The organism is Trichocoleus sp. ST-U1, from assembly GCF_039961835.1.
Lineage (GTDB): Bacteria > Cyanobacteriota > Cyanobacteriia > Cyanobacteriales > FACHB-T130 > FACHB-T130.
Window position 1 is genome coordinate 1 of record NZ_JAMPJZ010000035.1, and the last position, 19,026, is coordinate 19,026.

The following is a 19,026-nucleotide window of genomic DNA, read 5'->3' on the forward strand; positions in this document are numbered from 1 at the left end:
TATGCAGGAAATATTATTCGAGAGTATGGCAGCTGGGTTGATAAATATATCGGCGATGCGGTCATGGCGATTTGGTTTCATGGACCCCAAGGAGTGACCGATGAGGATATGCTCAACATTTGTCAAGCAGTGAGCGCCCTCCATAAAATCACAATGGATTTGAGTAATAAATATCCCGTGCCCTTTCCGCTGCGAATTGGGGCAGGAATTAATACGGGTTTTGCAATGGTTGGGAACACGGGTAGTGGCGATCGCCCCGATTACACCGCGATTGGGGATACGGTGAATGCGGCATTTCGTCTGGAATCTGCCACCAAGCAACTGGGTCTGGATATTGCTGTGGGAGAAACCACTCACGAATATCTCATCTCTTTAGCAAAGCAAGAGACTGGTTTTAAGCAATATATCGTCAATCTAAAGGGCTATGAAGTGCCCACCGTGACCTACGCAGGCTCCTACGCTGACTTAGATAGTTTTTTGCAGGTCAATACGCTCAATAAAGACTAAACAGCAATAAACAATTAGCAATTTTGCACAATTAGCTGAACGTGGAAAACTTCCGCAAAGGCTTTCGCCACTTCTTGGCGCACCTGGTGCAAGTCAATTGCGGGTACGAACTGGGCAAGACTGCCAACCGACTTATCAGCAATGCCGCAAGGGACAATGCGCTCAAATCCGGTGAGGTCGGGACAAACATTTAAGGCAAAGCCGTGCATAGTAATCCACTTGCTGACCTTAATGCCAATCGCTGCTACCTTACAGCCTTCCAGCCAAACGCCAGTCATTCCGGCAACGCGATCGCCCTTTAACCCGTAAACATCCAGTACCCGAATCAATACCTCTTCTAACTGCCGCAAGTACCAGTGCAAATCTTGCTGGTAATAGCGCAGATTAAGGATTGGGTACCCCACCAGCTGACCCGGACAGTGGTATGTCACCTCACCCCCTCGTTCCACTCGGAAAACCTCCCAGTCGGTCGCTGCGGGATCAAACTTAAGAAATTCCAGACTGGCTCCCTGTCCAAGCGTGTAAACGGGCGGATGCTCTAGCAAAATCAGGGCATCCGCCAGACTAGGGTCGTTGATGCGTTCGGAAACTAGCGATCGCTGCCAGTCCCAAGCTGCCGAATAGGACATCTGCCCCCGATTGTATAACCAGAGTTGGCGCAGTTGCTCCGAGGCATTCCCGGCAGAACTTTCAGACTTACTTAAAATCATGGCAAAAATCAACAGTAATTTGACTTATATTTTTTGCATAATTAATCTGCTGGAATCAAGAAATGTCAAAAGATGCAAAGGATTCTGAAGAGAAGTCAAAGGCATAAGTTCTCTAGAATACAAAGTGCTAGTGTTGAAGTTATAACCTCAAGTGTTGAGGGAGGATGCCTCTTCAAAATAACCCCAAAGATAGACTTGGCGATCGCAACCAAGCTGGGGAATGTACATTAGTTAAATAGCACCCTAAGAAACCTAAACAAGAACATCGGCAGTTGCTTATTTGCGATAGGGCTGCTGACAACGCCTCTAGCTGAGGGACTGCCAGCAAGAACATCCTAGCAACAGTGTGAAATCGGGAAAAATTTGCTACTGCTCAAAGTTTTGGCTCCGTTCAACGTTTGCTAACACCAAAAAACGGGAACGCGATCGCTACTGAGAAAGCCGCAATTCTGCTGAGCTTTCTGAATTATCACAACGGTACAGCATGGAGTATCCGGTATGAAGCTTGTTATCCACGGCAAAAACATTGAAATTACCGACGCGATTCGTGAGTACGTAAATCAAAAAATTGACAAGGCAGTCAGCCACTTTCAGAGTTTGACGAGCGAAGTAAACGTGCATCTTAGTGTGGCTCGCAATCCCCGGATAAATCCAAAACAAGCCGCTGAGGTGACTATCTTTGCCAACGGTACAGTAATCCGTGCTGAAGAGAGTAGCGAGAGTCTCTACGCGAGCATCGACCTAGTTGCCGATAAAATTGCCCGCAAACTCCGGAAATATAAAGAAAAGCGTCTGGATAAGAAGACTCAGACTCAAATGAAGACTGGCATTGTGGTAGAACAAGAGCCAGTGCCAGAGGATCTCATTGGTTCTCGCACCCCCGAACTCCCCTCAGAAGTGGTGCGTACCAAGTACTTCGCAATGCCGCCAATGACGATGGACGAAGCCTTGGAACAGTTGCAACTGGTGGATCATGACTTCTATATGTTCCGCAATGCCGAAAGCGGTGAGATTAACGTTATTTATGAGCGCAACCACGGTGGTTATGGAGTGATTTTGCCGCGTAATGGGAATGGACATACCCATCACAAAAATGGCAAAACTGACAACCACAGCAGTGGAACGCCAGAAAAGTCAAGCTCTGCAAAGGCATAAACAGAACTGAAGAGCATCTAGATTCTCGTTCCCAGACTCTTAGTGGACTCTAACTTGATCGGGTAGGAGCATTCTTTGTGGATGCCCCTACCTTCCTGATTTCACAGGATCGCCCCACAGGTTGTAGAGAAACTTTTTCTTGCAAATCGCACTCGCCACTACTGTGCTGGTATTGATTCCAATTTAGGTTGCGATCGCTTTCCCAGCCTCATTACGAAACTGAGCGATCGCACCTTGCATTGCTCGTAGTTCATCTTCTGAAATTCTTAAACAATTTGTCTACATAACACTTTGTTGAAACCCTAATTTCTAACGATCAACACAAACAAGAAATTAGATAAACTTAGCGCCGCAGTAGTTTTATCCCTGGGTTTTCTTCGGCAGCCACTTGCAGGTATCTTTCAACTAAGTGCTGCTATCGTTCCCTTCAAAATCAACCAGATGCAGTTGAAACTTCAAAACAACTTCTTTCTCAACTTTTAAAGGAGCTAGTTGGCAATAAGTAGGATCGTCGTTGCGATGAGTGGGTCAACATGACCAAACCTATATTAAGCCAGAGGATGAGAAGGATAAACAAGTATTAACCTGAGACAAGCGGGTTGTACAAAAAACAGGTTGGTAGAGAAAAAGGAAGGTAAAGTCATTATGCATGAGGTATCAGAGGAACACGCGAAGGCCGCAGAGGAACACGCGAAGGTCTCAGAGGGACATGGGAAGTTAATCGAGGAGGTAGGAAAGACTCTAAAGGAGCGTGGAAAGAGCGCCCAAGAGCATGGAAAGTTGATAGAAGAGTACGGAAAGGCCACACAGCAGCATGCGAAGGCATCGCAGCAGCACGCGAAGGCATCGCAGCAGCATGATGGAAACTCAACAGAGGAATTCGTGAAAGCTGCACAGGAACACTCCAAGGCAACAGAAAAACATACCAAAGCAGTCAAGGAGTTCCTCCAGGTAGCACAGGAGTTCGTCCAGGTAGCACAGGAGCAGGTAGAGACATCCAAGAAATTGTTGGACAAACGATAACTTGATTTGGATATCTATATGCCTTACGAGCGCGATCGCATCAGCTGTTTCAACTCTCGCCAAACTGGCGAGAGTTGTCCAAAATCCGATTGTTTATTCGTGAAGATTCCGTAGCTAGGGCTGAATAATAAAGCTAAAACAAATAATCCTGATGCAACTAATACAATCGCTGGGCCGGAAGGCAAATTTTGGTAATAACTGAGGTACATCCCGCTGATGCTGGAAATAATGCCAATCCCCGCCCCAACTATCATCACATTGTGCAGCCGCTTCACTAATAGATAGGCGGTTGCTCCTGGTGTAATTAACAGTGATAGCACTAGGATGACACCCACAGCTTTCATGCTGGCAACAATGGTTAAGGCAATCAGCAGCATTAAGCCAAAATTGAGCAAGTTAGTAGGCAATCCCGCTGCCTGCGCTCCCAATGGATCGAAGGTATAAAATAATAATTCTTTGTACAGTAGCACGACCACCAATAGGACAATTGCGGCAATGATCGCAGTGTCGCGGACTTCTTCAACGGTAACACCCAAGATATTGCCAAATAAGAAGTGATTGAGGTCAATTTTGTTATCTTTTTGGATCGTGGTAATTAAGGTAACGCCGAGGGCAAAAAAGGCAGAGAAAACAATACCCATTGCGGCATCTTCTTTAATTGGCGATCGCGTTCTGATCCAAGCGATCGCCATCGTACTCAAAACCCCGGCAATAAATGCCCCGACAAAGATATTGGCACCTACCATAAACGCGATCGCTAACCCTGGCAAAACCGAGTGGCTGATGGCATCTCCCAACAATGCCAGCCGTTGCACCATCAGATAGCTACCGACAACAGCGCACAGCAAGCCGACGAGAATGGCAATAATCAGCGATCGCTGCATGAAGCCGTACTGCAACGGCTCAATCAACGCTTCTAACATAAAAATTTAGAGGATTCTAACCGCTCCAGGCGCAAAGGACACAAAGTTTAAGAGGGAGTGAGAAGTGATTTCTTTAATTTAAAACTCACTCCGGGCGGATTGATGAAATATATTTCTGGGCGGATAGATAATGACATAAAGACCTCCTCTACGCAGCTGCTTCTGTAAAGAACATCACCTGCCCGCCATAGGCACGATACAGGTTTTCCTGACTCAGCACCTCGTGGCGCGAACCAGAGGCAATTAACTCAGTATTCAATAAAATTAAGTCATCAAAGTGGGTGATAGATGCCCCTAAGTCGTGATTGACAACGAGAACCGTTTTTCCAGCGTCGGCAAGGTCGCGGAAAATGTCAAAAATAATTGCTTGGGTTTTCTGATCGATCCCGGCAAACGGTTCATCAAAGCAGAAAACCTCTGCTTCTTGGGCTAAAGCCCGTGCTAAAAATACCCGCTGCTGCTGTCCTCCGGAGAGTTGTCCAATCGGGCGATCGCGATAATTGCTCATTCCCACCCGATCCAAAGCCTCTGCTGCCACCCGTCGGCTTACCGTAGAGAAGCGACGAAACCAGCCAGTTTTCTTGACACGCCCCATCATTACAGCATCCCAAACAGTCGCCGGATAAGTCCAGTCAATTTGCGATCGCTGCGGCACATACGCTACCCGTTCCCGTTGCTCCATCAAAGGTCTATCGCCATACAGCACCATGCCACCCGTCACGGGAATCAATCCCAACATCGCCTTCATCAAAGTACTTTTTCCCGCACCATTAGGGCCAATAATCCCTGTCAAACGTCCCGGTGCCACTACACAACTGACATTCCGTAGCGCCTCTACGGTGCGGTACTGCACTCCCACCTGGCTGATTTTAATCGGTGCAGATGCCTCTAGCGAGGCGGCTGGCAGAGGGCAAACCATTTTTGCCCAATCGGTATCAGGAGAGAAGGTGGCAGTATTCATAGAGTAGTTTTATCTTGCTTTCTTTTTAGATTACTCTAATAATGAAAAGAATATGAAAACATCTATAAAGAGAAATAATCTAAAAGATAGGTGAAATTGATGGTACAGCGCTCTAGGCTCTCCCAAAAGGTAAAAGAAAGTAATTTTTGCCTTTCCCAGGCAAAGTCGGGGAATCCTCTAGCTCTGGTTTCTAGCCTTTGCCTGGGAATGCTCTTGCCTTTTGCTTTATTCAGCTGTACCCAGCCTTCCTCAAATCGTGCAAATCCAATTGCAAATGGTAAACCTAATGTAGTTGCCACTAGCACTATCATTGAAGACTTGGCTGCGGAGGTGGCGGGAGACGAAATTCAGATCCAAGGCATTCTTAAACCGGGAACCGATCCCCATGTTTATGAACCTGTGCCTCAAGATAGTCAGGCTTTAGAGAAAGCGAACCTGATTCTATATAACGGCTATAACCTGGAACCAGGGCTGATTAAACTGATGAACGCAACCGGCGGCAAGATTCGCAAAGTTGCTGTAGGGGAAGTTGTGAAGTCTTTGCAACTGGATAAAGGCAGAGGAGAAGTGGTGCCAGATCCCCATGTTTGGGGCGATGTTGATAACGTCATTCAAATGGTAAATGCCATTCGTGACGCCTTGATTGAGCTATCACCCGAAGACAGAGAGAAATTTACTCAGAATGCGGCGCAGCTAACGGGTGAATTAAAACAACTGGATAGTTGGATTACCCAGGAAATTAAAACGATTCCAGAAAATAAGCGCAAATTAGTAACAAGCCACGACGCTTTTCAATATTATGCTCGTGCCTATAGCATTCCCGTTGCTGGCACTTTGATTGGCATCAGTACAGAAGAACAACCCAGCGCCCAAACAGTAAAGCGATTAGTAGAAGCTGTAAAGGCTGCGACTGTACCGACGATTTTTGCAGAAACAACGATTAACCCGGCTTTGATTAAGACTGTAGCTGAGGAATCTGGGGTAAAGTTAGCCCCACGCCAGCTCTATTCTGACTCGATTGGTGCTGCTGGTAGCGATGGAGATTCTTACATTAATATGATGGTTGCGAATACCCGCACGATTGTGGAAGCTTTGGGGGGGAAGTACACGCCCTTTGAGGCAGCAAAGACACCGAAGGAATAAGCTTTTTAGATAAACTAGCGTCAATTAAGATAAAGAGCGATCGCTTTCACCTGCATTAAACTGAAGCTAGAGTAGGTTACACAAAGCGATCGCTCTAAAACTTAGACTTTAAACTTAACTGTCTGATATCGGAAAAAAATTTTGGAATTTTTTTAACTGAGCTAAAAATTACTAGATATATTCTTTGTACACCAAAATTTACTCCTAATTTATCAAAGATTCTTCATCAGCAAAATCTCCTGTAGTTTTAGATTTCTTGAAGGGTAAAGCGTGAACAAGCATACTTAAACCTATTACGGCAAAAAGACCTCCCATTCCCAATAAAAATATCGCCGCAAACCAAAGTGACCAAAAAGAGTTTATCTCTGCTTCGCTCGGATTATTAGGGCTATAAATAATCGGCACGGATTGCCCAATTTCATATCCGGGTGGATTACTCCCCATATTAGATTCAACCTTTATCGTTTCTCCATTGGGGGTTTGAAATTGGAATACAGGGAAATAAGCCCGCGATTTTCTAGATACTTGAAGTTTTAAATTAATGATTGTACCTGTAGTAGAGGATGAGCTTTTAATAAAATCTTGCTTTTGATGGTAATTTACAAAACTGCCAAGTACCATACCCGCTCCAACTACAAAAAATATACCCCCCAGTCCCATTAACCCTGGCTTATCAGACATTTTTAACTTGTTTTCCTTTCTCTAAATATTTTTAACCTAAGTTTGCGACGGCTTAACTATGCCAATTGCTCTCACCATTTTTGGGTGAGTAGTGTCAACCTCCCATCAGGTAAGGAAAGAACACCTGTCTATCTGGATCGCCTGTCCGATAAAAGCTACAGGCTAGCCGGTAAAGATTCCGCGATCTTTTGTTTAATTTTGCTTAAATATCTGATAAAAGTTAACAATAGGTAAGGTGAGCGAGAGGAGAAGCAATGGCTGTTACTCAGCCAAATATTGATATTGCTCCATTTATCGATCATGCGCTGCTCAATCCAACGGCAACCCCAGAGCAGGTTAAGCAGTGGTGTGAAGAGGCTGACAGGTTTCAGTTCGCGGCAGTGTGCGTTTATCCGGCATACGTGCGGCAAGCGGCTGAGCTTCTCAAAGGCAAGCAGCCGAAAGTTTGTACAGTCATCGGTTTTCCCTCTGGAGCGACGACATCGGCGGTTAAGCTCTACGAAGCCCAAGAAGCCGTCGAAAATGGGGCGGTGGAATTGGATGTTGTCATCAATCAGGGTTGGCTGAAAATTGGGAAGACTGAGGAACTACACCGGGAAATTGCAGAAATTTGTGAAACGGGTCAAACTGTCAAGGCAATTTTGGAAACCACCCGCCTGACAGATGCAGAGAAACGACTGGCAGCGGAAATATGTATGGATGCAGGAGTGGCATTTTTAAAAACCAGCACTGGTTTGTTTGGGGGTGCCACAGTAGCGGATATCCAACTTTTGAAAGAAGTAGCACGAGAACGGGTGGGAATTAAAGCATCGGGGGGAATCCGTACCCCTGAGCAAGCCTTGGAGTTAATCATGGCAGGAGCGACGCGGTTAGGCACGTCGCACGGCCCCGATCTGATTCGTCAGCGCGATACGCTGGAGAAGGAGGGAAAGGGGAATTGGTAATGAGTAATCGGGAATGAGTCTGCTAACTCTTGACCCATTACCTCTTGATCAATTACCCATCACCTCTTGACCAATTACCCCACGTCATGAGTCGAACTTACAAAGCAACCGGAATCAATCTAAAGAGTATGGCGCTGGGCGAGTCTGACCGGCTGCTAACGATTTTGACGCCTGAATTTGGTTTGATTCGGGCTGTAGCACCGGGGGCACGCAAGCACCACTCGAAGCTAGGCGGTAGGAGTGCTTTGTTTGTAGTGAATGAGCTACTGATTGCCAAAGGGCGATCGCTCGATAAAATTACTCAGGCAGAAACGCTAGAATCTTTCCCCGGCTTAAGTCAGGATCTACAAAAACTGACAGCCAGCCAATACCTGGCGGAAGTGGTTCTATGTCAAGCGTTGAGCGACCAACCGCAAATGGAATTGTATGAGCTGCTCAACGAACATCTGCATCGGTTAGAGCGGTTGCCTGCCAACAGCGCGGCTCTGGTTTTAGCTCACTTAGCCCACGGGGTGTTTCACCTGATGGCTTTGGCTGGCGTTGCGCCTCAGGTTCAACATTGTTGTGTCTCGCGGCATCCCCTGATGCCGGAATTTACCGATCCAGACTGGCGGGTTGGGTTTAGTACTGCTGCTGGTGGAACGGTGAGCTTACCAGCATTAGAACGCCTGCAAGCCGAAGCGCGATCGCGCATGTCTGGTAGTACAGCAAAAGGCATGGCAGTAAAGGAGAAATTCTCGCCTACAGCCATCGGCTTTTCACCTCAAGGTCAAGGCACAGTGCCAGAGGAAGTCAGTGGAAACTACCAAACAGTTGTTCATCCACAAACGCCCTTGATGCTGAACACCAAACTGAACGCCATCGAGCTGGCGCTGCTACAGCAGCTGGCTCAGCCAGAGCTACCCCAGAACGGAAAAAGCAATGAAAAATTAACTCATCCGACATCCCTAACCCCTCATCCTTCCGAAGACTCCGCTTGGGTTTCAGTAGAGCAACTGTTACGTCAGTACGTCCAGTATCACTTTGGTCGGTCAATTCGCTCTGCTGCTTTGATGGATGCTTGTTTCTCGTCCCAGCTGAATTTATCCTGAACCATGATGCAACGGTATGATTCCGATCTACAAGCTCGAATGTCCCTAAGTCAGTCTAGACAGAGGATTGAGGACGGCGAACGGTGGACTGAGGAAGGAAAATTTCCTCGCTCTTCCGGACTCAGCGTTCCCGCTTCCGAGCGCCCCCACCCTGCTTTTACTGGATCGTCAACACCTACCACATCACGCCCCTTGTCTGACGAGCGCTTAACACCCCCTGAAACTTCTGAATGGGAAGAGGTTCGCCCTGCGATTTCTTTCCCCCACTCCCCCGTGGACGATGCTGTAACCCCAGAGATAGATACAGAAACAGAAACGGATGCTCCCTCAAATGGAGGGTTGAACCACAGCGCCTCACCGTCCAATCTGGTTGTCAATGAGGAAGTAAAGAATGAGGAAGTAGAGGAGGACGCACAAGGATTTTTGCCGGTTCTAAAAAACCGGAATTTCCTGGCGCTATGGGGGGGACAAGTTTTCTCACAGATAGCGGATAAGGTGTATCTGGTGCTGGTGATTGCATTGATTGCCACTCACTTTCAAGCACCCGATCAGACAATCAGCGTGTGGGTATCGGCGATCATGATGGCTTTTACGATTCCCGCCATACTGTTTGGTTCCGTGGCGGGTGTGTATGTGGATCGGTGGCCTAAGAAGGCAGTGCTAGTGGCAACGAACCTGCTGCGGGGGGCACTGGTTTTGGCAGTGCCACCGCTGCTGTGGATTTCGCATGGCTGGTTAACGCTTGGAGGGTTGCCGGTGGGATTCTGCATCCTGCTGGGATTAACGTTTCTGATTTCTACACTGACGCAGTTTTTTGCTCCTGCCGAGCAGTCAGTGATTCCGCTAGTTGTGGGACGCCATCATCTGCTTTCAGCGAACTCGCTGTACACGATGACAATGATGGCTTCAGTGATCGTGGGATTTGCTGTGGGAGAGCCGTTACTCGGAATTGCCGACACCTTGGTGGGACGCTTGGGTGGGGGAGCGGACATTGGCAAAGAATTGGTGGTGGGTGGCAGTTATGCGATCGCGGGATTGCTGTTGATGATCCTCCGCACAGGGGAAAAAACGAACGCTCCCGAACACGAATCACCCCATGTTTGGGAAGACCTGCGCGACGGACTGCGTTACCTAAACGAACAAAGCCGCGTTCGCAATGCCCTGATCCAACTGGTAATTTTATTTTCAGTTTTTGCGGCGCTGTCGGTTCTAGCTGTGCGGATGGCAGAAGTTATTCCTGGTTTGAAATCCTCTCAGTTCGGTTTTTTACTCGCAGCTGGTGGGGTTGGCATGGTTGGGGGGGCAACGGTGCTAGGACACTTTGGGCAGCGGTTCTCCCATACTCGGCTCAGCCTCTATGGTTCTATCGGAACGGCAGCCTCTTTGGTTGGTCTGGGATTGTTTACGAAGCAGCTATTGCTGGCATTCCTGTTGACAACGCTTTTGGGCTTTTTTGGGTCGCTGGTGGCTATCCCGATGCAGACAACCATCCAAGCCGAAACTCCCGACCAAATGCGAGGGAAAGTCTTTGGGTTACAAAACAACGTCATTAATATTGCTCTAAGCCTGCCTTTAGCCTTAGCAGGCGTTGCAGAGACGATTTTGGGTTTACAGGCAGTATTTCTCGGTTTAGCAGCGATCGCGATCGCAGGAGGACTCTTAACCTGGTATATTTCCGGTACAGGAAAAGAAAAGTGATGAGTTTTGAATGACGAGTTTTGAATGATTCACTCATAACTCAAAACTCAAAACTAAAAACTCAAAACTCTTAGAAAATGCACATAGCCTGGCTCGGAAAAAAATCACCCTTTTGCGGCAATGTCACCTACAGTCGAGAAGTTACGAATGCGTTGTTAGACCAGGGCCATCGAGTTAGCTTTCTCCACTTTGCCCAAGACGAAGAATCTGACCTCCAGGCTTGGCCTGGATGTGAAGAAGTGTCTCTACCTTTCCTGTACAAGTCCCAGGTTTATACGATTCCCACCCTGAGATCGAGAAAGGTTTTGACGCAATCGCTTGAAGAGCTAAAGCCAGACCTGGTGCATGCCTCGCTCACTTTATCACCCCTAGATTTCCTACTGCCGGAAATCTGCGAAGAACTGAATTTACCCCTGGTTTCCACCTTCCATACCCCTTTTGACGGGAAGCGACGAAATCTCAAATCAGGGACTCAGCTTTTGACTTATCAGCTGTATGCACCTTTCCTGGCGTATTACGACCGAACGGTTATCTTTTCTCAAGTTCAGCGGGATTTACTCGCACGATTGGGAGTGGCAGCATCAAAGGTAGCTGTAATTCCGAATGGCGTTGATGTCCAGAAGTATTGTCCAGGGCCTTCTAACATCAAATCTGAATTAAACGCTAAGCGCCTCTTTGTCTACCAGGGTCGAATTGCTACCGAAAAAAATGTGGAAGCAATGCTCCGAGCCTGGAAAGAGTCAGAAATGGGGCCGGAGTGTAAATTATTAATTGTCGGCGACGGGCCGATGAAGCCCTCTTTAGAGCCTTTTTACGACTCAGAATACGGAATCATCTGGTGGGGAACCGAACCAGATGAGCAACGGCGAATCGAAATTTTGCGGGGAGCTGATGTGTTTATTCTGCCTTCTCTGGTGGAAGGACTTTCACTTTCCCTACTAGAAGCAATGGCTTGTGGCGTCGCCTGTGTAGCAACTGATGCTGGTGCTGATGGTGAAGTTTTGGAGGGGAATCCATTAGAGGGAGACGCTGGGATAATTCTCAGAACTCAAGGGGTTGCGGGGCAGTTGCGAACTCTACTGCCTGTGTTACGAGGCAACCCGGAGTTTACGCAGCGACTGGGACAAAAAGCGATCGCAAGGGTTTTAGAGCGATATACCCTCAGCCGCAACATCGAGCAATTAGTAAAACTTTATACTGAGTTGCTACAGGAACGGCGAGTCCAGTTGAGTGATTGGCGTTATCCAGGGAGAACGAAAATCAGCTAGTCATCCTTCTCAAGGAGTAATCGCGTATTGTTTTATTGGCCACTACTCTACGCTTAAGCTGGCTTTGGGTGGCATTGGGCAAAGGCCATCCCAGTCGCGTTGGTTGCTCGTAAATCCGTTTGAGGGTGTTGATGTCTCTCGAAGAAATCTGGGGAGGATTACGCACCTGGGAAAAATACAGGGCGTCTGTTTCTAAAGGACTGTGCCCCCAGATACCTAGTGCGTGCCCTAGTTCGTGACGGGCAGCGGATTGAATATAGTCGCCGGTTTGAGTCGGACTCAGTTGGATCGTAAATCGATGGGATAGTACAGATGGGGTGCCCGTCGCTGGGTTGAGGTAGAATTCATAGCGGGTTTCAGCAGAACGAGCGCGAGGCAGGTGAAATTCCCCGGTGCGGCGGTTAAAGGATGGCTTGAGGGGAGGAAGCGATCGCACAATCTTGATGTCAGCTATTTCTGACTGCTCGACCACTTGGATGGGCAAATAAACGCCCCATTCCTGCACGGCTTTTAACACAGCACTTGCCCACCGTTGGCTGGCAGTGGAAGTTTCTGGCATCTCTACGAACACCTTAACCGGAAACTGCGACCAAACCAGATAGCCAACGGGGGTAGGCTTCACCTGAGAGAAGTAATCACCACTGTTGCTAGTATCTTGCCATTGCAACAGTGTCGGCGGTAGGACATGCGCTTGGAGTATGGGGAGGGAGGTTGCAGATAGCTGGCGTGACCCTTCAGACGCCCAAACATCACCCGTATCCACCACCTGAAAATGGGCTAAAACTACCAATAAGCCAGTAGCGATCGCGATCCCCACCCGAATGACTCGTTTTGAGTTTTGAAAAGAGTTTGGATACCACAGGCGGTTCTGTAGGCTTCGTTTAAGAGTTTGAAAGTTTGAGGGTTTCGCCTTTTTTACTTTCCCACTTTTCTCCTTTTTCCACTCAAAAATCATCATTTATCATGCGTCACGATTTGATGCTATTGCCATAACCGATCCATGCTCAAAATTACCGACAAACCCAGAAAGATGACAGTGAATATCCAGGTTACTCGGTTCAGGGCTGTTTCTGCACTTCTAGTGCTGGTAAACAATTGAGCCTGTCCGCCAATCCCCCCAATTCCGTCTCCTTTAGGACTATGTAGCAGCACTAAAACAATCAGAATTGCGGAAGAAACCGCCCATATAATTTGCAGGATGCTATATAGATTCATAGTTGGTTGTTCGGTGTCAGTTTTTAAGAATCGTGAATTGCGGATCGTTAAGAGCTAACTGCTAAGCATCAGAAAGATGCAATGAGTCATTAGCTATTAGCTCCTAGCACTTTACAGAGAAACTCGCACGGGTGTGCGATTGGCGCGGACATCAAATTCCAGAGGAACCAGCATCGAACGACCTGTCATCTCTACTGGCTGTGGCAGCTTTAATATCTCCAGAATCGTCGGTGCAATGTCCGATAAACGTCCATCACTTCGCAAAGTCACTTCAGTCCCATAGCCGGGAATTTTTAACCCTTCCCCTTCCACCAGGATAAAGGGCACAGGGTTCGTTGTGTGAGCCGTCCAAGGGTTCCCTTCCTTATCCTGCATATATTCAGCGTTCCCGTGGTCGGCAATGATGATCGCCGTGCCACCCGCCTTATTGATGCTTTCTAGAAGGCGTCCCAAACATCGGTCTACCGTTTCCAGGGCTTGAATTGTTGGTTCCATCTGACCTGTATGCCCCACCATGTCAGGGTTGGCGTAGTTGATGACCATGAAGGAGTAAATGCGTTTTTCAACGGCAGCGATCGCTACATCCGTCGCCGCTGCTGCTGACATCTCCGGTGCTTGGTCATAGGTTGGAACCATTGGACTCGGTACCAGTTCCCGATCCTCCCCTTCAAAAGGCTGTTCCCGACCGCCGTTGAAGAAATAAGTAACGTGGGCGTATTTCTCGGTTTCAGCAGTCCGAAACTGGCGCAGTCCCCGATTGGCAATGACTTCTCCCAGGATGTTACTCAAGTTCTGGGGTTCAAAAGCCACCAAAACTGGTAAATTCGGTTCGTACTGAGTAAAAGTAACAAAGCTCAGTGGCTCGATATGCTGTCGTTCAAACCTCTTAAAGCCTGGAGACACGAAGGCTTGGGTAAGTTGTCTGGATCTATCAGGTCGGAAGTTAAAGAAAATCACACCATCCCCCGCTTCTATAGCTCCAGGAGCAATTCGGGTTGGGATGATAAATTCATCTGTGACATTTTCAGCATAGGAAGCCTGCAAAACTTCTTGCGCCGAGCGACCATCTCCTAAGCCATCCTGAGTCATCACATCGTAGGCGCGTTTCACCCGATCCCACCGCTGGTCTCGATCCATTGCGTAGTAGCGACCGCTGAGGGTGACAATGCGCCCGACCCCAATCTGGTCAATGTGGTCTTGAATCTTCTGAATTGCCTCTATCCCCTCGTGGGGATAGGTATCGCGCCCATCTGCGATCGCGTGGATACAAACTGAGGGAATCTCTTGCGCTTTCGCTAAATCCAGTAATCCTAGAAGATGCGCCAGATGAGAATGCACCCCACCTTCAGAACAAAGCCCAACTAGGTGAAGCTTACCACCCCGGCTCTTGACTTCCTGACAGACTTGCACCAGTGCAGGATTGCTCAGTAAACTACCGTCTTCCACGGCGTCTGAGATACGAACTAATTCTTGCGGTACAACCCGACCAGCACCAATGTTGAGATGGCCTACTTCTGAGTTACCCATCTGACCTTCTGGCAATCCTACAGCCTTGCCGGAGGTGTAAATGAGTGTGTGGGGATAGACTGCCCAGAGGCTATCCATCACAGGTGTGTTAGCGGCGGCTATGGCGTTTCCATCGGTTTCTTCGCGGTAGCCCCAGCCGTCTAGAATGACTAGCACCACGGGAGACACAGGTGCTTGCGCCATACTCAATTGCCCTTTGTTTTCAGTAATTTCTCCGTCATGATATCATCGCCCTTTGTACTCGCAGTGTTATTTTTAGCAGCTTCTGTTAGCTTTTTTAGTTTTTTTGTCAGGGACAGCACAGCAATTCTCTCTAGATCGGATGACTATTTTATTACAGGGTTCTGAAGACAGTCCTGGTAGGAAGCGATCGCTAAAAGTACGTAAGGGAGCGCTACTCCCTTGATGACAATCCCTTGACGCACCTGCGAGACTAGTAGGCGTCAAGCCCACACATGGAAACAAGTCTAATAAGGTACAGGCTTTGCAAGCAGGCTTTTTGGCTTTAAGAACAGATCGACCGTGATATGTCAAGAAAACGAAACAATTCCCGATTCTTGCTGGAGCGCAGAGTGGTTTCTAACTCAGGGGGATCTGCTAAGAGCGATCGCATTGAGAAACCAGCGATACAGTTCTGCGGTGACTTGGTTGGCTAGCTCGTCGGTGCCTTGAGCCGCCATAGTTACAGCCAGCCGATGCATAGGCGTTTCGTAGTTGAGAGGACAAGGAAAGTCTGCATAAAGCGGCTTCCAAGGCTCCAAGATTTCTAAGGCTTGTTGCTGGTTGTTCGCCAGGTCGAGGAAAGTGGCACGATTTCCTCCAGCGATGGAAACTTAGTCTTTTTATTATAACTTGCATCTACCTAAAGTAAGACTTTTGGGAACTTGGAAAGCCCACCCTAAGCGGCGTACCTTTTTAGCTCTCAAGAACGCAATAAGCAAGGGTTTAAACCTATCTTTATTGCCAAAGGAACGTCAGCAGTGGTGAGACTACTGCTGACGTTCCTTTGCGACGATTCTTTACGTTCTCTGCATTTAAAAAACGACTTCTAGACTTTATTTGCGTTTGCTAGATTCCTTAGCAGCTTTTGCAGCTTTCTTAGCAGCTTTATCAGCAGCGATCGCCTCTAATCTTGCCTGCTCTTTTTCTTCAGCAATTTTGTCTAGATAGTAATGGTAATCTCCTCGATACAGGCGGAATTCGCCGTCACGGATCTCGACAATTTTATTGGCAACTTTGGAAATAAAATATCGGTCGTGGGAGACTAAAATTACCGTACCTTCGTAGTTTTGGATTGCCTCTTCCAACATTTCTTTAGCCGGAATATCCAAGTGGTTAGTAGGCTCGTCCAAAATCATTAAATTAACTGGGCGCAAAAGCATTTTTGCTAACGCCAGACGAGCTTTTTCACCTCCGCTCAGAGCCTCAACTTTTTTAAATACGGTGTCACCGCTGAACAAGAAGCGTCCTAGAAGTGTGCGAACCTCCTCATTTTTCCACTCAGGAACTTCATCATGGATAGTTTCCATGACAGTTCTAGACAGATCCAACGCTTCCGCCTGATTTTGCTCAAAGTAGCCAGGAATCACGTTGTGAGCGCCTAATTGAACTGAACCTTCAGTAGGTTGTTCCATGCCCATAATTAGACGCAACAAGGTTGATTTTCCAGCCCCGTTCGGACCGAGAAAGGCAATGCGATCGCCTCGTTCCATTAGTAGATTCGCATCTAAAAATAGAATTTTTTCGTCGTAAGTATGTACCAAATTCTGAATTTCTACCACCTCGCGACCACTACGGGGAGCGTCAGGAAAGCGGAAGCGCAGGGTTCTTAATCCCCCAGTCGGCGCTTCAATCCGTTCGATTTTTTCTAGTTGTTTCTCACGGCTTTTCGCTTGGGTGCTGCGGGTAGCACTAGCACGGAAACGATCAACAAAGACTTGCTGCTTTTCTAGTTCTTTTTGCTGGCGTTCGTAGGCGCTGAGTTGGGCTTCTTGGTTTTCTGCTTTTTGTTGTAAATAAGCCGAGTAGTTGCCTAAGTAGGTGGTAGAAACGCCGCGTTCTGTTTCTACAATTTGGGTGCAAAGACGGTCGAGAAATTCTCGATCGTGCGATACTATCACGATTGGAGTCTTCAGCCCTTTGAGATAGGTTTCCAACCACTCAATGGTTTCTAGATCCAGGTGGTTCGTTGGTTCATCCAGTAGTAATAAATCGGGTTTTTGGAGTAAAATTTTGCCCAAACTCATCCGCATTTGCCAGCCACCGCTGAAAGCGCTAACGAGGCGATCGCCATCTTCTGGCGCAAACCCCATTTCTGGCAACATCTTCTCAATCCGCGCGTCTAACCCGTAGCCATCCAACGCTTCAAACTGCCGCTGTAGCCGATCCAATTTGTGGATCAGTCGGTCTAATTCATCTGGATTCGCAGTTTCCATTTCTCTCGGCACCCGCGCCAGAGCGTGCTGTACTTCATTGGCTTCTTTGAAAACCGTCCAAAGTTCTTCTCGCACAGTGCGCGTCGGATCTACCTCAAATTCTTGAGTCAGATAGGCAATGTGCAAATTTGCAGGACGAATCACTTCCCCAGCAGTGGGTTCCATCTCCCCCGCAATAATTTTGAGCTGAGTCGATTTTCCTGCACCGTTAACGCCGACTAAGCCAATGCGATCGCCCGGTTTGACTTCCCAGTTGACATCCTTGAGAACTTCGCCGGTGGGATAAATTTTACTGATATGTTCAAGTCGTAACATCAAGAGTCTCCAAGGATGCTGGGGGGATGAGCGAATTATTTGACGGATGTCCGTTGGTATTGCCAGTAAGTCCGTCAGGCGATCGAGAGAGTCCAGTTTATCTTAACAAAATTTAATTCTAAAATCGGAATTGGCAACTGTTGGTAGACAACTTGAAAATCCAACAGCGCGATCGCCTTTCTCTAGGTGTACTGAGTGGAAAGCTGATTTTAGATTACATAAGTCCTTCTTCTCGTCTATGACTTCAGGCGCTTTTGTTATCACCTGCTCAGAGCAAATAACAACTACTGATATTCCTTGATTCAGGAACGCGATCAAAAATTGGTAAATCTTCTCCAGCCTCAAATTTCCCAAATAATCAGTTGTATTTATTTTTTCCCGCACGCTGACTCACATTAGCGATCGCCTCTGGGAGGTGGCCCATCCCGCACTTCAATCAACTCTTCAATAGATTTCCCTACGATTCGTGCAATTGGCCCTAGCTGATTATCGTTAATTTCTTTTCCTAAGAAAATTTCTTTCAGCTCTTTCCAAGACAATCGATAAGAGTCGCAGAATCGGGCAAATTCTTTATCACTAATATCAAGTTCATCTTGTCTATCCCTCAACAGCAAGGCGACCGCCGCCGATCCATATTTAGGACGCTCGGTACTTGCAATATATCTTTTCATTAAAAGATCGACTCTACTCGTATCGCCCCCTGCCTCAGTTATCAAGTCAAAACAAGCCATTTTGAGAGCTTTGCGTAGCCGTTCATCTTCATTGAGAAAGTCAACGATTCGGAGTGCATATTCTGGTTTTATAAATCCAACGACTGCTCCCTTATAGTAGATTGGAGAATAGGGATCGTTTGGATCGTAATTCCAATCCGAAGCTTGATTATTGTTTGGCATCTCGGCACCTCTGGTCAACGCTATTTATACAAGCCTTTAGAACGGTTTTTTTAAGGAATTTACAAGAGTCTATTTTTACATTGATTTACTTAAACATAGAGTTAGAGAACCTTGACTTAATAGTGTTATTAATAATACATGAGGAATTATTGATATCTCTCTAATAAGAATAAAATACAAGAAAAAAAGGCATTTGGACAGTTTGATTTATCCTAGTCTCACTTCCAATCCACATAGATAGAGGAAAAGTTAGCTCTTTTTTAGGTAAGGGCGATCGCTATTCCAATTTTCGAGCAACACAGCAGGGTCTAACCGTTCCTTAGCTAATTTTGCCAGAATTTCAGCCTGCGGATAGTGATATAGGAGGCAAAACCGCTGATGTTGAAGCGATCGCGTCTAAGAGCAGGTTTGTTAATTTTCCAGTATTCGCTGGCAGGCTGAGTTTCCCTGATTTTGGGCAATTTACTAGAGATGATCTGGATAAAAATAAAAACCCAGCCGTTTATACGTCGGCTGGGTTCAGGATGGCAAAAACGC

Annotated in this window: 17 protein-coding genes and 1 pseudogene; 8 read left to right on the forward strand and 10 right to left on the reverse strand. The window is 47.2% G+C overall.

What is annotated here, in order from left to right; translation table 11 throughout:
- Nucleotides 1-507 (forward strand): adenylate/guanylate cyclase domain-containing protein (locus tag NDA06_RS14050; protein WP_348251755.1); only part of this gene is annotated, 507 nt, incomplete at its 5' end.
- Between the two features lie 14 nt (nt 508-521).
- Here the strand turns inward: NDA06_RS14050 and lipB are convergent.
- On the reverse strand, nt 522-1,217 hold the full coding sequence (lipB, locus tag NDA06_RS14055) for a lipoyl(octanoyl) transferase LipB (RefSeq protein ID WP_190985372.1): 696 nt from the start codon (nt 1,215-1,217) through the stop codon (nt 522-524).
- Between the two features lie 498 nt (nt 1,218-1,715).
- On the opposite strand from lipB, the gene raiA reads away from it, so the two are divergent.
- Together raiA and NDA06_RS14065 are read left to right on the forward strand one after the other, a co-directional pair.
- Nucleotides 1,716-2,372 carry a ribosome-associated translation inhibitor RaiA gene (gene raiA / locus NDA06_RS14060; protein ID WP_190411856.1) on the forward strand — a complete coding sequence of 219 codons (657 nt, stop codon included), beginning with the start codon at nt 1,716-1,718 and terminating at the stop codon, nt 2,370-2,372.
- Nucleotides 2,373-2,987: 615 nt separating this feature from the next.
- On the forward strand, nt 2,988-3,395 hold the full coding sequence (locus tag NDA06_RS14065) for a hypothetical protein (RefSeq protein ID WP_190411857.1): 408 nt from the start codon (nt 2,988-2,990) through the stop codon (nt 3,393-3,395).
- Nucleotides 3,396-3,418: 23 nt separating this feature from the next.
- Here NDA06_RS14065 and NDA06_RS14070 read toward each other — a convergent pair whose 3' ends face one another.
- Complete coding sequence (locus NDA06_RS14070; protein WP_190411858.1) at nt 3,419-4,318, reverse strand: metal ABC transporter permease; 900 nt, start codon at nt 4,316-4,318, stop codon at nt 3,419-3,421.
- A 148-nt stretch (nt 4,319-4,466) separates the two neighbouring features.
- Nucleotides 4,467-5,237, reverse strand: a complete 771-nt coding sequence (locus NDA06_RS14075) for a metal ABC transporter ATP-binding protein (protein WP_242047407.1) — start codon at nt 5,235-5,237, stop codon at nt 4,467-4,469.
- 249 nt (nt 5,238-5,486) lie between these two features.
- Here NDA06_RS14075 and NDA06_RS14080 point away from each other — a divergent pair, with 249 nt between their 5' ends.
- Nucleotides 5,487-6,422, forward strand: a complete 936-nt coding sequence (locus tag NDA06_RS14080) for a metal ABC transporter substrate-binding protein (RefSeq protein ID WP_242047406.1) — start codon at nt 5,487-5,489, stop codon at nt 6,420-6,422.
- A gap of 204 nt (nt 6,423-6,626) precedes the next feature.
- Here the strand turns inward: NDA06_RS14080 and NDA06_RS14085 are convergent, their stop codons facing one another.
- Nucleotides 6,627-7,103 (reverse strand): DUF3592 domain-containing protein, encoded by a 477-nt coding sequence (locus NDA06_RS14085; protein ID WP_190536841.1) that lies wholly within the window; start codon nt 7,101-7,103, stop codon nt 6,627-6,629.
- Between the two features lie 254 nt (nt 7,104-7,357).
- Between NDA06_RS14085 and deoC the strand changes: the two genes are divergently transcribed.
- The 4 genes and pseudogenes from deoC (at nt 7,358) to NDA06_RS14105 (ending at nt 12,104) form a co-directional block, all read left to right on the forward strand.
- The gene (deoC, locus tag NDA06_RS14090) at nt 7,358-8,047 is read left to right on the forward strand and encodes a deoxyribose-phosphate aldolase (protein WP_190985369.1); all 690 of its coding nucleotides are present in this window, start codon (nt 7,358-7,360) and stop codon (nt 8,045-8,047) included.
- A gap of 86 nt (nt 8,048-8,133) precedes the next feature.
- A pseudogene (recO, locus tag NDA06_RS14095) lies at nt 8,134-9,158 on the forward strand (DNA repair protein RecO).
- The gene (locus NDA06_RS14100; RefSeq protein WP_242047405.1) at nt 9,142-10,836 is read left to right on the forward strand and encodes an MFS transporter; all 1,695 of its coding nucleotides are present in this window, start codon (nt 9,142-9,144) and stop codon (nt 10,834-10,836) included. The pseudogene recO and the gene NDA06_RS14100 overlap by 17 nt, the downstream one beginning before the upstream one ends.
- A 77-nt stretch (nt 10,837-10,913) precedes the next feature.
- The gene (locus NDA06_RS14105) at nt 10,914-12,104 is read left to right on the forward strand and encodes a glycosyltransferase family 4 protein (RefSeq protein ID WP_190529477.1); all 1,191 of its coding nucleotides are present in this window, start codon (nt 10,914-10,916) and stop codon (nt 12,102-12,104) included.
- Here the strand turns inward: NDA06_RS14105 and NDA06_RS14110 are convergent.
- The 6 genes from NDA06_RS14110 to NDA06_RS14135 form a co-directional block, all read right to left on the reverse strand.
- Complete coding sequence (locus tag NDA06_RS14110) at nt 12,097-13,062, reverse strand: peptidase (RefSeq protein ID WP_190985367.1); 966 nt, start codon at nt 13,060-13,062, stop codon at nt 12,097-12,099. The two genes, NDA06_RS14105 and NDA06_RS14110, sit on opposite strands and share 8 nt — an antisense overlap.
- A 23-nt stretch (nt 13,063-13,085) precedes the next feature.
- Nucleotides 13,086-13,319, reverse strand: coding sequence for a preprotein translocase subunit SecG (secG, locus tag NDA06_RS14115; RefSeq protein ID WP_190411866.1), 234 nt, complete (start codon nt 13,317-13,319; stop codon nt 13,086-13,088).
- 111 nt (nt 13,320-13,430) lie between these two features.
- A complete protein-coding gene (gene gpmI, locus NDA06_RS14120; RefSeq protein WP_190411867.1) occupies nt 13,431-15,029 on the reverse strand; it encodes a 2,3-bisphosphoglycerate-independent phosphoglycerate mutase in 1,599 nt (532 codons plus the stop codon).
- Between the two features lie 401 nt (nt 15,030-15,430).
- Nucleotides 15,431-15,607 (reverse strand): hypothetical protein, encoded by a 177-nt coding sequence (locus tag NDA06_RS14125; protein WP_190985366.1) that lies wholly within the window; start codon nt 15,605-15,607, stop codon nt 15,431-15,433.
- A gap of 294 nt (nt 15,608-15,901) precedes the next feature.
- Nucleotides 15,902-17,596, reverse strand: a complete 1,695-nt coding sequence (locus NDA06_RS14130) for an ABC-F family ATP-binding cassette domain-containing protein (RefSeq protein ID WP_190985365.1) — start codon at nt 17,594-17,596, stop codon at nt 15,902-15,904.
- A 395-nt stretch (nt 17,597-17,991) separates the two neighbouring features.
- Nucleotides 17,992-18,489: a hypothetical protein gene (locus NDA06_RS14135; RefSeq protein ID WP_190429488.1), complete on the reverse strand. Its 498-nt coding sequence runs from the start codon at nt 18,487-18,489 to the stop codon at nt 17,992-17,994.
- Between the last annotated feature and the right edge of the window lie 537 nt (nt 18,490-19,026).